The 14029-nt window shown below is 51.0% G+C and carries 12 protein-coding genes and 1 pseudogene; 4 read left to right on the forward strand and 9 right to left on the reverse strand.

The annotated features are described in order from the left end of the window. From IQ219_RS08170 to IQ219_RS08185, 4 genes and pseudogenes are all read right to left on the reverse strand, one after another. Positions 1-786, reverse strand: a pseudogene (locus tag IQ219_RS08170) (chemotaxis protein); the annotation flags it as partial. A 264-nt stretch (positions 787-1050) separates the two neighbouring features. Beyond that, entirely contained in the window at positions 1051-1629 is a 579-nt protein-coding gene (locus tag IQ219_RS08175; RefSeq protein ID WP_228016806.1) for a chemotaxis protein CheW, read from the reverse strand. Positions 1630-1765: 136 nt separating this feature from the next. Beyond that, positions 1766-2125: a response regulator transcription factor gene (locus tag IQ219_RS08180; RefSeq protein WP_190599552.1), complete on the reverse strand. Its 360-nt coding sequence runs from the start codon at positions 2123-2125 to the stop codon at positions 1766-1768. A gap of 137 nt (positions 2126-2262) precedes the next feature. Next, complete coding sequence (locus IQ219_RS08185; protein ID WP_194072298.1) at positions 2263-3471, reverse strand: response regulator; 1209 nt, start codon at positions 3469-3471, stop codon at positions 2263-2265. Between the two features lie 256 nt (positions 3472-3727). Between IQ219_RS08185 and IQ219_RS08190 the strand changes: the two genes are divergently transcribed. The 3 genes from IQ219_RS08190 (at position 3728) to gatC (ending at position 6859) form a co-directional block, all read left to right on the forward strand. After that, the gene (locus IQ219_RS08190) at positions 3728-5482 is read left to right on the forward strand and encodes a M61 family metallopeptidase (RefSeq protein ID WP_194072299.1); all 1755 of its coding nucleotides are present in this window, start codon (positions 3728-3730) and stop codon (positions 5480-5482) included. Positions 5483-5570: 88 nt separating this feature from the next. After that, the gene (locus tag IQ219_RS08195) at positions 5571-6488 is read left to right on the forward strand and encodes a branched-chain amino acid transaminase (protein WP_190599555.1); all 918 of its coding nucleotides are present in this window, start codon (positions 5571-5573) and stop codon (positions 6486-6488) included. A 56-nt stretch (positions 6489-6544) separates the two neighbouring features. Next, positions 6545-6859 carry an Asp-tRNA(Asn)/Glu-tRNA(Gln) amidotransferase subunit GatC gene (gene gatC / locus IQ219_RS08200; protein WP_190599556.1) on the forward strand — a complete coding sequence of 105 codons (315 nt, stop codon included), beginning with the start codon at positions 6545-6547 and terminating at the stop codon, positions 6857-6859. Between the two features lie 59 nt (positions 6860-6918). Here gatC and IQ219_RS08205 read toward each other — a convergent pair whose 3' ends face one another. After that, a complete protein-coding gene (locus tag IQ219_RS08205; RefSeq protein ID WP_194072300.1) occupies positions 6919-7941 on the reverse strand; it encodes a sirohydrochlorin chelatase in 1023 nt (340 codons plus the stop codon). Between the two features lie 233 nt (positions 7942-8174). After that, a complete protein-coding gene (gene mgsA / locus IQ219_RS08210) occupies positions 8175-9476 on the reverse strand; it encodes a methylglyoxal synthase (protein WP_190599558.1) in 1302 nt (433 codons plus the stop codon). Positions 9477-9547: 71 nt separating this feature from the next. Here mgsA and IQ219_RS08215 point away from each other — a divergent pair, with 71 nt between their 5' ends. Continuing rightward, complete coding sequence (locus IQ219_RS08215; protein WP_228016807.1) at positions 9548-10711, forward strand: pyridoxal phosphate-dependent aminotransferase; 1164 nt, start codon at positions 9548-9550, stop codon at positions 10709-10711. Positions 10712-10790: 79 nt separating this feature from the next. Here the strand turns inward: IQ219_RS08215 and IQ219_RS08220 are convergent, their stop codons facing one another. From IQ219_RS08220 to IQ219_RS08230, 3 genes are all read right to left on the reverse strand, one after another. Next, positions 10791-11567: a D-alanyl-D-alanine carboxypeptidase family protein gene (locus tag IQ219_RS08220; protein WP_194072302.1), complete on the reverse strand. Its 777-nt coding sequence runs from the start codon at positions 11565-11567 to the stop codon at positions 10791-10793. Between the two features lie 94 nt (positions 11568-11661). Next, on the reverse strand, positions 11662-13167 hold the full coding sequence (gene crtH, locus IQ219_RS08225) for a carotenoid isomerase (RefSeq protein ID WP_194072303.1): 1506 nt from the start codon (positions 13165-13167) through the stop codon (positions 11662-11664). Positions 13168-13371: 204 nt separating this feature from the next. Beyond that, positions 13372-14029, reverse strand: a 658-nt coding sequence (locus IQ219_RS08230) for an LdpA C-terminal domain-containing domain (RefSeq protein ID WP_304650690.1), incomplete at its 5' end; no start/stop codon positions are given.

Genomic DNA, 14029 nt, shown 5'->3' on the forward strand with positions numbered 1-14029 from the left:
CACCATCCAATAGGCCACGAAGGCTGCCCCCACAGCAGTCACCAGTAGCCCGATCAAAATCTGGTCGCGGATTTGTTTAGTAGTGGATTCCTTCACCTGTTCTTCCATGGGAGGAACCTGGAGCCGGTCCACGCTGCTGAGATTTAGCCCCCCAATCACCCCAGCAGGGACCAGGCCAATTAACAGAGCTATCAACACCGCCTTATTGCGGAGGGAAAGTCCCCCACCTTGGGCAGATGGCTGGGTTGGGGTAGACGTCGGGCTCAAACTATCTGGGTCGGCGATCGCCATGAGGGGAGCCAACGGTTGCATGGGGGGTAACTCCACTTTGGGCAAACTGATCGGCGATGGTGGAGTCAACTCCGCTGCCGATTGGGTCAGGGCCGCCAGGGCGTCGGTGTCAATGACTGGGTTGGAGCTAGTGGCAACACCTTCTAGAGCGGCGCTTTCTTCCACCAAGGCCTGGGCCATGAACTGGGCCCCATCTACCCCCGGTTCCTCAGCTAACTTTTCTAGGGAAACCAACGTCTCTGCCTCAGTTCCATTGCCTGCATCATCACCATTAATGCCATTTTCCTTGCCATCCACGAACCAATCCAGGGCATCCCCCGCCTTCTTTTCGTCCTCTCCATCCACGGCGGTAAAAGCACCGCTATTTACTGGCAATTCATCCTGGGCTTCGGAGGTTTCCGTCAACTCAGCAAAGAGGACATCATCAAGGGGCTCACCACTGCCTAAGGGTTGGACAGCATCAGGGCGGCGATCGGAGGAAGGAGTTTGGGTCATGGTTAGAATTTACCAGTTAGGTAAAATGGGCAGAAAAGGGGCGACATCAGTACCTCCAGCAAAGCAATTAAGCTTGGGCTGAAGGAGCCACCTTAAAGTCTAAGAAGAGAGATACAAGCACTAAAAACAAAACTGTAATTGTCTCATTCCTAGTTAGCTTGCTGATTGAGCTAAAATTCCAGTCAAAAGTGTAGAAAATTTAGCCAATAGTTAGCAAATTGATCGATTGACTCGTTTAAAAAATTCAATAAAAATCAATAAAAGTTAATTAGGAGCAATCTGGGTGGTGGCCATGAGGCGGCCTACTATGGCCTGGGCATCCAATACCACATACATCACCCCTGGGGGGCTGACCCAAAATCCCCGCACATAGGGTGCAAGGTCAGAACTAATGCTGGCGGCGGGGGGAGATTGGATTTGATCCGTTTCACACCAGGTAATGTCCTTCACCTCTGTGACCACCAGTCCCAACATCTGACTGCGTTGACCTGGCGATCGCCTGCCTCCGCTGGGATCAAGGTCGAAGGGTACACCTCCATTTAAAATAATAACCCGATAGTTGGTGCGGGAACCGGATTGGAGGTGCCAAGGAGTTAGCCCCAAAAAGGCGCCAAAATCAATCACCCAGAGCACTTCTCCCCGCCAATTATGGACCCCCATAGTCCAAGGAGGCATGTGGGGGATGGGGGTAATCTGCCCCAGGGGCACCGTCAGAATCTCCGTTAACTGGAACAGAGGCAAAATCAAGTTGGTGTCTGGTTCAAGTACAAATTGTAAAAACTGCTGGCGGGGGACTTGGATGTCACCCAGCATGGCGTTGGAGGAAAAGGTGTTGGCTGGCAAAACAGTTGCTCCTAGAAATTGCCCCAGGGGGACCGGAAAAATCAACAAGCTTTAGTAATAGATAATTTGCCCATCGGCTGAGAAAATTAATTGGTTAGCCGGAGAAAATTAACGGGAAAGCATCGCGTGGGAAAGTTTAGATAAATTGTTTGATTACTGTGTTGAACTCCTCCTGATCAATGGGTTTAGTAATATAGGCATCCGCCCCTTGGCGTTTACCCCAAAATTTATCCATATCCGTGGCCTTAGTGGAACAGAGGATGACTGGAATACTTTTAGTTTGGTCTTTGTCTTTCAATTCTCGACAAATTTCAAAACCACTGCGCCCCGGCAGCACAATATCCAAAATAATGACGTCGGGCACTGCCTGGGACAATTTTTCCAAGGCTTCTTCGCCACTGATGGCGGTGGTGACGTTAATGCCTAACTTCTGACAAAAATCACTGATAATTGAACGTTCTGTGGAGGAATCGTCAATAATAAGTGCGCTGCCCATAATGTTGCCTCGGTGCTTGATTAATCGAAAAGTGAACAATAAATAGTAAACAGTTATAAATCCTAAACCAAACCACAAAAGTATTGGCTCAGAATTAAGACAGACTCCGCAATTTTTCAGAGCTGCCTCCGGTCAAGTTATTCCGCTGGCACCGATGCCTGCTCTTGGAGGTGTTTTTTGATAGTTTGCAGAACCATGTCGGGGTTGACGGGCTTACTCAAAAAATCGGTGGAGCCGACCATTTTGGCCCGCACCCGATCAACAATGCCGTCATTGCCGGTAAGGATGACAATGGGAGTACTTTTGAAAATGGATAATTTACGCAACTGTCCACAAATTTCGTAGCCGTTAGCATTGGGCATCACCAAATCGAGGAAAATTAAATTCGGTTTACGGGCTAAAAGAATGGCGATCGCCCGCAGCGGATCATTAACTCCCACAAACCGATAACCGGCTGTGGTGAGGATTTTTTCCATGGTCTGACAAATCAGGGGACTGTCATCCACACAGGCGATCAGGGGGCCACTGGGCACATCGGGCTGGGCCACCACTCCCCTCACTGGCGGAGCAATGGGCGGCGGCAAATCGGGAATTTTAATTAACTCCACCAACCCCAACTGCAGATAGGGTAATAGGGAAGTGGTTACACTCAGCACATCCCGCTTCATACGCACCGACAAATCCCGTAGGGACTGATTCCCGTCCAGCAATTGCTTGAGGGTTTGGTACACCTGGGGAGTGGTGCGTTGTTGCAACTGTTCCGCTTGACGAATGATGGGGGCGGCATTGGGGGAGCGGTCCGCAATCTTGGCCCCCTGCCATTTGCTCCATAACTGTTGGGACTCGGCAATCATCTGGTCTGCGTCAATCAACACCAACCTTGTGGAAAGCAAATTATCCTGGCGCAGATCACAGGCCACCTCCATGGATTGGGTAATGTCGAACAATACTTCTACTACCGTGGCTCGAATGAGTCGGGCGGCCTGTTCCCTCGTGACCTTCTGTTGGGCTACCCAGTGGCAGAGCAGTTGGTACTCCCAGCAAATTTGTAAATCCTGGGGATCAATGCTAGCTAAATCTGTTTGCACAGAGGCTAAGTTAGCAGCAATTTGAGGCAGGTAAGAAGCAATTTGCCGACGCCAACGCCGGACAGCATGACGCCCTCCGGTGGCATACATAATGCGGCCTAGATAAAGATAGAACGACCACTGTTCCCCCGTTGCAGTGGAAAGGATTAGTTGCCCGCTAAAACGGGGTTGCTTCAGCCCATCGAAGAAACTGGCCTGTCGGGAGGCGGTGAATTCTTGAATTGGAACTGAGTGGGAGGAGGGAGTGGGAGCTGTCATTTAATCAAAGGGGGAGGCAGGTCAACAGCAGGATGGAGGGGGGGGGCATACTTATAGCTTGCCCTGAAAGGGGTGTGGATCGCCAAAGTACGCAAGAAAACTTCATCGACCTTACCGGGCCGACTTTGGCAAAAGCTTTTGTATTAGCCATTATCGCACAATCTTAAATGGGATTACCAGAATTGATCCCTGCCATCAACGGCATAAATGCGGTACAAAAAAGAGACAATTGCTAAGGCAAACTTCCCCAGACACCATGATCCCAGCTTCCCTTCGTCTGCACTACCAAGTGGCGATGCCAACTCCCCAGACCCACTACTTTTCCGTGGATTTCCACATTCAAGGTTTCACTGCTTCTGTACTAGAACTGAAATTTCCCGTCTGGACACCGGGGTCCTATCTGGTAAGGGAATATGAGCGCCATTTGCAGGACTTCCAAGCCCGGAGTCTAACCGGTGGTGAATACTTGGAACACCAAAAATTGGGTAAGGCCCATTGGGCCATTGCCTGTGGGGAGGAAGAAAATATTGCCATTTCCTATCGCATTTATGCCGATGAATTAACCGTCAGAACCAATCATTTGGACTATAGTCATGGTTTCTTCACCGGGGCGGCATTGTTTTTCTACCTGCCAGGACACACCGATGTCCCCCTAATCTTAACCGTTGTTCCCCCCGAACCGACTTGGGCGATCGCCACGGCCCTGCCCTGTAAGGCAACGGATTTAACCACGGGGGCAAAAACCTTCCATGCCCAGAATTTTGACACGTTGGCGGATAGCCCGGTGGAAGTGGGTATCCATCAGGATTACGCCTTTGAAGTCCAGGGTAAAGAGCACCATTTTGTAGTTTGGGGCGAAAGCAACTTAGATGGGGAGCAGTTGGTCAAAGATACCCAGAAAATTATCGCCACGGAAACCGATTTATTTGGGACATTGCCCTACGACCATTATTGGTTTTTGCTCCACACATCCAACCAGGGCTATGGCGGTTTAGAGCATAAAGATTCCTGTGTGCTGAACTATGACCGCTTTGGTTTTCGGGATCCGGAAAAATACCAACGATTTTTGCAACTGGTGGCCCACGAATTTTTCCATCTTTGGAACATCAAGCGCATTCGTCCCCAGGCCCTGGAGCAATTTGATTACGACCAGGAAAATTACACCCCTTCCCTCTGGTTTTCCGAAGGCACCACCAGTTACTACGACCTGCTCATTCCCCTCCGGGCCGGACTGTACGATCGCCAGACCTATTTAAAAAATTTGGGCAAAGAAATCACTCGCTACCTCACTACCCCAGGGCGTTTGGTGCAACCCCTAGCCGAATCTAGTTTTGACGCCTGGATCAAACTCTATCGTCGGGATGCCAATGGCGATAACAGTCAAATGTCCTATTACTTGAAGGGGGAATTGGTGACTTTGATGCTGGATTTGCTCATTCGGGAACGACACCAAAATCAACGTTCCTTTGATGACGTTTTACAGACCATGTGGTATGTGTTTGGCCGGGAAGAAATTGGTTTTACCCCAGCACAATTGCAAGCAGTGATTACTAAAGTAGCGGACACGGACTTAACCGAATTTTTCCACACCTATCTCCACACCACGGCGGAACTTTCCCTCAACGATTACCTGCAACCCTTTGGTCTCTGTATTAAACCGGTGCAGGAAGATTTACCCCCCTATTTGGGCATTAAAGTTAAATCGGAGGCTGGCCAGGAAAAAATTACCTTTGTGGCCGCCCATTCCCCCGCCGCCATGGCTGGCATTAGCCCCCAGGATTTGTTGCTGGCGATCGATGGTGTACGGGTTGGGGCCGAACAGCTTTCCCTACGGCTGAAAGACTACCAAGCCAATGATATGATTCAGTTAACGGTGTTTCATCAGGATCTTTTGCGGACGGTGGATGTGGTGCTGGCATCTCCCCAAGCAAACCGTTATGAAGTGGTGCCCATGGCCGACCCCTCGGACAGCCAACTTCAAAATCTGGCGGGCTGGCTGGGTGAATCCTAATGCCCTGGAAAACACGGGTAGCACATTATTCCCCTTTGGATGACTGGGGTTAAGTCCAGGGAGTACAAGTCTTTTTTTTGATTTTCTGATGCACAAGTTTTTGCCGATCGCCTACTTTGAAGATAAGTTTGTCCCGTTTGAGGATGCCAAAATATCCGTTGCTACCCATGCCCTCCACTATGGGACGGCGGCCTTTGGGGGTTTACGGGGCATTCCCGACCCTGAAGATCCGGGCACCATTCTACTATTTCGCCTGGACCGCCACGGCGATCGCCTGAGTAAGAGTGCCAAGTTTTTGCACTACGACATCAGTGCGGAAAAAATCAAGGAAGTTATTGTTGATTTCGTCAAGAAAAATCAGCCCGATAAATCCTTTTACATCCGCCCGTTGGTGTACAGTTCCGGTTTGGGTATTGCCCCCCGCCTGCACAATCTGGAGAAAGATTTCCTCGTTTACGGCTTGGAAATGGGGGATTACCTGGCCGCCGATGGGGTTAATTGCCGCATCAGTTCCTGGTACCGCCAGGAGGACCGTAGTTTCCCGTTGCGGGGCAAAATTAGCGCTGCCTACATTACCTCTGCTTTAGCCAAAACGGAAGCGGTGGAATCGGGCTTTGATGAAGCCATTTTGATGAATTCCCAGGGTAAGGTCTGTGAAGCCACCGGCATGAATATTTTCATGGTGCGCCAGGGGCAAATTATTACCCCCGGTAATGAGCAGGACATCCTCGAAGGGATTACCAGGGACAGCATTCTCACCATTGCGGCGGATTTAGGTATCCCCACCTGCCAGCGTCCCATTGATAAATCGGAGTTGATGATTGCCGACGAAGTCTTTTTGAGCGGTACTGCGGCAAAAATCACCCCGGTTAAACGGATTGAAAACTTCACCCTCGGTGGCGATCGCCCGATTACGGAAAAGTTACGCTCCGTATTGACAGCGGTGACGGAAAATCGGGAACCCAAATATCAAGATTGGGTGTTTAAAATTCCTTTGAATGGCTAGTTTTTCCCGGCAAGATTAGCGCATTTAGACCGAACTTAAAGAATTAGAGTTAACCCATGTTGGATCAAAGCCAAGTTCAAAAAATCGCCCACCTGGCCCGTTTGGACATCACCCCAGAGGAAGAAAGCCAATTTGCTTCCCAGCTCAGCAGTATTTTGGACTACTTTGACCAATTGAGTGAACTGCCCACCGAAGGAGTGGAACCCACCACCAGAGCCATCGAGTTGAGCAACATTGTCCGGGGCGATCGCCAGATTAGTTGGGACGGAGACAATGCGGCCACCACCCGACAAGCCCTGCTGGACAACGCACCAGAACCGGAGGGAGACTTTTTTCGAGTCCCCCGTATTATGGGCGGTGACGACGCCTAATTGAGTCTGGTTACTGAGTAGGGATTAAGGTTCTTTCCCTTCCCCGTTGGCCGACTTGCCTATGGAGCCTGCCAAATTTTTTCGTGATAGGCTGTGGGCTCAATGTAAGTATCGATCCATTCCCCATGGCTGTGGCCGTGGTCGTGACCATGGTGGTGATGTCCGTGACCATGGCTGTGATCATGACTATGGCTATGGCCTTGGCTTTTAAAAGCAAGGCGAAACTTACAGGCCTCACAATTCATGGCTACTTGCCCCAATTGGGTTTCAATTTCCCGTTCCCGCACCAACGCCAATAACTCCGGTTGAATGCCCATTTCCGCCAGGGACTGAACTTCAATCTCTGGGCAAGCGGCCCGTTGCTCCTCCGTGATGGTGAAAATTTTCTTCACCAAAGCCCCCATGAACAAAAAGTAGGGCAAAACAATAATGCGCTTGGGCTGATATAACCTAGCTCGACGGAATCCCTCTTCCAAGCGGGGATGACTAATGCCAATGAAACAGGTTTCCACGGTTTGGTAACCACTGCCTTCCCAGAGCATGCGGGCCATTTTATACACATCACCATTGGCATCGGGATCGCTGGAACCCCGACCCACAAACAACAGTACCGTATCTTGGCGGTCAATACCCTTGGGGTTGGCCTCGGGACTATCTAACTGACTTAAGCGGGCCTTCCACAAATCAAGAATGGCTGGGGTAATGCCAAAATGACGACCGTAGGAAAAATTAATCTGGGGATGGGCTTCGCGGCTGCGGTCTAGCTCATTGGTCACATCGAATTTGTTATGGCGGGCCGCAAAGAGCAAAATGGGCAGGGCAGAAATTTCCCTAAAGCCCTGGTCCACACATTGCTGTACTCCAGCCTGGATATTGGGCTCTGTCAACTCCAAAAAACAGGGGATCACCGGGCGGGAATAGTCCAATGCTTGGTACTGGGTGACAAAATCTAAAAACGTTTGGCGACCGTCTTCGTCCCTTGTACCGTGGCCAATCATCAGTAGGGGTCTTTGGTAGGGCAGGGGGGGAAGCTCAAGCTCAGGAAAAAGGGAAACAGAGGCGGGCACACTGGTTAAGGTCATTAGAATGATTGACTGATAAATAACAAAAAAGTCGAGCTAGGCCCACCGCATCCAGGGGAGTTCAGGGGATCGCTGAAGAAGTATCACAACGGACAGCATCCAGGCCTAGACGGGACAACCGGCATAGCAATTGCGGTAAGTTGATTGGGCGGATTTGACCCCAGCCATGGCTCATTATGCCAGGGCTACTTGGTACTGGACTATGCCCAGGGAGAGCATCAGCGCCACCAAGCTCAACTGTTTTCCACTGGGGCGAAGATGTTTAAGCTTTTGGGCAGACATTTCACCTCCACTGGAGTAGTACCAATGATTTCACCATCAACGACAATTTTTTGCGGGGGGTTGGTTGTAACTTTAATCCTTTCTCCATAGAGATGCACCACGTTTTCATTGTCGGTGGGATTTTTTGACAGGGCGGAGGTGAAGAGGTTGGTTACCACCCGCAGACCCTGCAACGCTGTTTGACTACTGGCCACGGTGATATCGAGCAATCCATCGGTGAAAGATACCTGCCCTGCTCCCTGGGCAAAGACGGAAGTGGGAGGGGCCGCATTAGCGATCGTAATGGCGCTGGCTTCCATGGTGGTGGTTTCCGAATCAATTTCGATCTGGGCTTCAAACAATTCCTGTTCCCTAGCCTGTTGGATACCCGCAAAAATGTAGGCCATTACCCCCAAATTATTTTTTAGTTCCCGGTCTGCTTTCTCCACCATTTCCGCTTCAAAGCCGACCCCCGCCAACAAGAGCATGGGAATGTCATTGCACAGTGCTGTATCTACGACCTTGGTAATGCCCCGGTTGATGGTTTCACAGGCCCCGACAATTTGGGTAGGAATGCCCAGGGCCACGGAAAAAGCGTTGGCGGTACCCCGGGGAATAATACCAAGAGGAATGCCGGTGTCGATCAGGGCGGCCGCTACGCCGGATACGGTGCCATCACCACCAGAGGCAATGATAAAGCTGTCCCCTTCTCCATTGGAGTGCTCATTGGCAGACTTGATTGTTTTAACAATTTCCCTGGCCTGGTCGGTAACGTTAACATCGGCACTAGTAAAAATAATTTTGAGATTAATTTCCGACTGTAAATGCTCTTTAATTAAATCTAGTTCCCGTTCCACATTGCCCTGCCCTGCCACGGGATTAAAAATTAGATGGCCAGTTTTAGTTTTACCTAATAGTTTAATTACTGCTTTGGCGGTGGCTAAATTAATCGCCAGGGGAACGTTGTACACTTCACAAAGTCGCAATAGGGGCCGGATATCTGGCTCGTGGGGTTGGGCATAGAGGGGATCAATGAGGAAAATGACAGCAGCAATGGTCCCATCGATAATTTTGGTAGCAATTTGGGTGTCCCCCCCCAGGGCCCCATGGGAAACGGTTTCCACGGCTAAGCCGGTTTTGTTGCTTACCAATTCCCCCGTTTGGCCAGTGGCGATGAGGTCATAGCGAGAGAAAAGGGATTTGTGTTGTTGGACAAAATTAACCAGAGCGTCTTTTTTGTTGTCGTGGGCAATGAGGGCTATCTGGGCGGCCATGGTGTTTCCCGATGGTGGAATGGAGAGTTGGAGAGTTACTTTAAATTCATGGGTTCAGATTCACAATGGTAATGGAAACAGCCTTTAGCCGTATGGATTTGGTTCAGTCGCCGGTTATTCCGGTGGTGGGACAGTGGATTGCCGATTCCCCAGGCACAATTTCCCTCGGCCAAGGGGTGGCTTTTTACCCTCCCCCGGAAGAGGTGGCCGTGGCAGTAAGGGAAAGTCTCGGGCAGGCTCCTTTGCACCAGTATCAGCCAGTGGCGGGCATACCAAGCTTAATTTCTGCTTTAACGGAAAAGTTACAACGGGACAATGGTATCCATGTGTCCTCGGCCCAGGCGGTGGTGGTGACGGCCGGGGCCAATATGGGCTTTTTAAATGCAGTGCTGGCTATTACGGAGGTGGGAGATGAAATTATTCTCAATACTCCGTACTACTTCAACCATGAAATGGCCGTCAGAATTGCGGGATGTCGGCCAGTGTTGGTGCCCACCAATGATCAGTATCAACTCCAACCGGATCTCATTGCCCAGGCGATCGCCCCCCGGACGAGGGCGGTGGTGACCATTTCCCCCAATAATCCCACCGGAGCTATTTATCCAGAGGCGGATTTGCGGGCGGTGAACCAACTTTGCCGGGAGCGGGGCATTTACCATATCCATGACGAAGCCTACGATTATTTTGCCTACGACCAAACCCCGATTTTTTCCCCTGGGGCCATGCTGGGTAGTGGCAGCCATACCATTTCCCTCTATAGCTTTTCCAAAGCCTACGGCATGGCTGGTTGGCGAGTTGGTTATATGGTCATTCCCCAGGAGCTATTGCTAGCGGTCAAAAAAATTCAGGACACCAATCTGATCTGCCCGGTGGTGGTTTCCCAATATGCGGCCCTTGCTTGTTTACAGGTGGGCAAGGCTTATTCAGCACAATTTTTGCCGGAGATGGCCGCCTGCCGCCAACAATTACTGGCAGTATTAGGTCAATTGTCTGACCGCTGTCGTTTAGTGGTGCCCCAGGGAGCTTTTTACTGTTTGCTGGAGGTTGATAGCCCCTTGGCGGATTTAGAGCTAGTGAAAAGGTTAATTGATGAGTTTAAGGTGGCGGTGCTACCTGGCTCCACTTTTGGCATAGAAACTGGTTGCTATCTCCGCATTGCCTATGGTGCTCTGCGGCGGGACACGGCCAGCACTGCCATGGCCAGATTGGAGCAGGGGTTAAAACATATCTGTTGAACGATGCCATCCCCACGCTAGGGCGGCCTAGAACCAGGCATTTACCCATCTGCCTACGAATGTTTGATTTTGTCCGGGCTTAAGGATTGTTCTGGGTTTTTTGCGGCAAATTTCTCGCTTTGTAGAACAGTTCTAAACTTTGGCGATCGCCGACGTAACGCCAATGCCAAGGTTCGTAGGCAATGCCCTGGGGATTGTCCGGGGGAAAGGATAATTCAAAGCTGTATTTGGCTGCATTATTTTGTAACCAATCAAAAGCTTTGGTTTGGGCAAAGGTTTCGCTTAAATGGGTCGCTTGGGCACTACCATCACCGATATCCACCGCATAGCCAGTGTGATGTTCGCTATAACCGGGGGGCGCACTGACTTCGGCCCGCTGACGGGCTTCCTGATTGCGCTGTTGTTTGATAGCAAAAAAAAGTTGTTCCTGCTCAGTCACAGTGCGAAAGGCGGAAATGGGCACCAGGGAAATACCTTGGGCCTTCGCGTCCCGCTGCATACGCAAAAATTGATCAGCGGCGGCCTGGCGTAACTTTAAGCGGCCGTCGGGGGTGATATTTTTCAGGTCTCCCAGGGGGGCTTCTTCATAGGGCAGGTGCCCCAATAGATTATCAATGGGGGTTGCCGTGGGGGTGGGGCTCGGTTCCGTCACTACTTCCGGTGCGGGCTGGGGCCTGGGCCACAGGGCCAACAACGTTAGTAAAGCCAGAATGATGACCCCCAAACCGGCCGCAATTAATTTCAGCGGTGGGGGAGACAAGGCTTGGGACTGGGGCGGCTCCACTGGACTGTCCCGAATTACTTCCGGGATGTCATCCTGGTTGACGTTAAAGGAAGATTTTGGTTTATTACCCATGCAGTTGGCGATCGTTGCGGCTCAATGCTTGGCCCCATTGTGCCAGACAATGTCTGGGTTCTTCCATCGCCCCGTCATCAGTTTTTCTGCTCAACTACTTGGCCTCCAAATCCACCGCTAGGCGATGGGCACAGGCAAAACCAGAAAAGGCAACGGCGTTTAAACCTTGCCCCGGAAAGGTGCTGTCTCCGACGCAATATAATCCCGGTATGGCGGTGCGGTTAAAGGGCATGGGCAGTAAACCCGGTAAGCGACGGCGGGGAATGGGGCCGTAGGTGCCATTTTGTCGGCCTAGAAAGCGGCGGTGACTGCGGGGAGTGCCGATTTCCATATAATCCAGCGCTCGGTCCAGGCCGGGAAAAATGGCTTCCAGGCGGTCAATTAATTTACCAGCATCAGCTTCTTTTTTGGCTGCATATTCCTGCGGGGAAAGATTTTGCCAGGGTTCGAGCCAACTGGGGGTGAAGCTGTGGATGATGTGGTAGCCGTCCGGAGACAAGCTGGGGTCCAGCAGGGTGGGAATGGAGACAAAAATGGTGCCTTGTTCCTTTTCCAAATCGTCCCAATTCTCCAACAAAATGTGGTGGCATTCTGTGCCGGTGGGTAATAAATCCGCTGCGACTCCCAGATGTAAACTCAGGAAACTGGGGGACTGTTGGTAATTTTTGCGCCACCGTTTTTCCTTCCCAGGTAGGGGCTGCTCTGCCATCAATGACCCGAACGTGTCCCAGCGGGTGGCATTGGAGACAATGCGGCGGCCATAAATTTTTTCGCCGTTGGCCAGTTCCACCCCGATCGCCTGGTTATTTTCTTGGATGATTTTGGTTACCCTAGCGCCGTAGCGAATTTTGCCACCGAATTTTTCCAGTCCGGTCACTAGACTTTCAGCAATTTTGCCCACGCCCCCCTTGGGATAATTAATGCCCCCATAATGGCGATCGGAAAAGACCATGCCAGCATTGATCATGGGGGTTAAATCCGCCGGTACCACCGACCAGCAGTAACATTCCATATCGATAAATTTCAGCAAATCCGGGTCTTGGATGTGGCGGCGGGCAATGTCTCCCACATTTTTGGGTAAATATTTCACTAGACCCAAGCAGGCCCCTGGATGCTGAAAAAATACCCGCATCAGGTAACGGGGTTCCTCCAGGGAAAGTAATTCCATGGCATTGAGGCAGTTAAATACCTGCCAACATTCATCATAGAAATTGCGGATACCCTGGGCTTCCTGGGGAAATTTGGCAATTAACTCCTGTAAAAAAGCTTCGTACTCCCGATGAACTTTGAGGTCTAGTCCCCCCGGCAGATGGTAATGGATTTGCACTGGGTCGGGGAGGGTTTCCAGTGCTTGCCCAACGGCAGCTAAAGCCCTAGTGAGCAAATTGGTGGTGCCCCGATCGCCAAAGCCAAAAATCATCGAGGCCCCCACATCGAAGCGGTAACCTTCCCGCTCAAAGTAGCCCGCACTGCCGCCGGGAATGAGGTAACGTTCCAACACCAACACTTGTAAACCCTTGGAGGCCAACTGGGTGGCGGTGACCAATCCCCCAATGCCAGAGCCAATTACTATTGCGTCGTAGGAAGGGGAAACAGTCATAGTTTCTTGGTCGAGTTAGGTTAGGGCAAACGGTTGAGGATGCAACAACGGAGCAATCCAACTAATCAGTTTAAGGTTTTGCCGCCAAAAAAACAGGGAGCACCCGATCGCCGAGCCACCCCCTACTGAATCCTTGAGAAGAGAACACTGTGGAATCACTATACAGATTAATGAAAATAATTGTCAATACTGTCAAGGAAATTTTTAGTCCACCATGGTTGGCCTTGTTTTCCAGGGTTGCACCAAAGACTGGGCCAAGGCGATCGCCCGCTGGAGTAAATCAGGATAATCTTCCAAGTGAATGGGGGCAAGGGGATCCTTTTGCCTAGCCTCCGCCTCCTGTAATACCGGGGCAATGAGGACGCGGGCCCCACCACCAAAGGCAACGCCGTTAACTATGGATTTTTTCCCATGAACCCAAAGACTATCATCATTTAGCTTGGTGATGGTGTGGCCATTGGTGCCACCGGCCAACTGCACAAACCCCGGCAAATCAGATTTTAAAACCTGATCAGCATACTGAAGGCACAGATGGGTAGTGCCCCGGCCAATGTCCCCGCTCATGGGGCGTCCATCGGTTTGCCAAATCAAGGGGATCGTTAATTGCCCCAGCCAATTTGCAATACTCTGCAAATACTGCACCGCCTGGCCATGGTACGGACAACTAATGGCGATCGCCTGGAGTTGGGGCAAAACCGGTTGCAAATTCTGCCAAAGCTGTTGAAATTGCTCGCCATGGCCCACCTGGGTATGGATTTCCAAGGCAGCGATTTGTCCCGATTCCAACCAAGGGAGCAGGCTAGCCACCGTTGCTTGATGAGAATATGTAGTAATAATTCCCTGGGGGCAGATGGGTAAACAG

This window comes from Synechocystis sp. LEGE 06083, from assembly GCF_015207725.1.
Lineage (GTDB): Bacteria > Cyanobacteriota > Cyanobacteriia > Cyanobacteriales > Microcystaceae > Synechocystis > Synechocystis salina.

Excerpts from the sequence above, each read along its gene's own strand:
- IQ219_RS08180 (WP_190599552.1), bottom strand. The coding sequence starts at position 2,125 with ATGGGCAGCGCACTTATTATTGACGATTCCTCCACAGAACGTTCAATT.
- IQ219_RS08185 (WP_194072298.1), bottom strand. The coding sequence starts at position 3,471 with ATGACAGCTCCCACTCCCTCCTCCCACTCAGTTCCAATTCAAGAATTC.
- IQ219_RS08190 (WP_194072299.1), top strand. The coding sequence starts at position 3,728 with ATGATCCCAGCTTCCCTTCGTCTGCACTACCAAGTGGCGATGCCAACT.
- IQ219_RS08195 (WP_190599555.1), top strand. The coding sequence starts at position 5,571 with ATGCACAAGTTTTTGCCGATCGCCTACTTTGAAGATAAGTTTGTCCCG.
- gatC (WP_190599556.1), top strand. The coding sequence starts at position 6,545 with ATGTTGGATCAAAGCCAAGTTCAAAAAATCGCCCACCTGGCCCGTTTG.
- IQ219_RS08205 (WP_194072300.1), bottom strand. The coding sequence starts at position 7,941 with ATGACCTTAACCAGTGTGCCCGCCTCTGTTTCCCTTTTTCCTGAGCTT.
- mgsA (WP_190599558.1), bottom strand. The coding sequence starts at position 9,476 with ATGGCCGCCCAGATAGCCCTCATTGCCCACGACAACAAAAAAGACGCT.
- IQ219_RS08215 (WP_228016807.1), top strand. The coding sequence starts at position 9,548 with ATGGAAACAGCCTTTAGCCGTATGGATTTGGTTCAGTCGCCGGTTATT.
- IQ219_RS08220 (WP_194072302.1), bottom strand. The coding sequence starts at position 11,567 with ATGGGTAATAAACCAAAATCTTCCTTTAACGTCAACCAGGATGACATC.
- crtH (WP_194072303.1), bottom strand. The coding sequence starts at position 13,167 with ATGACTGTTTCCCCTTCCTACGACGCAATAGTAATTGGCTCTGGCATT.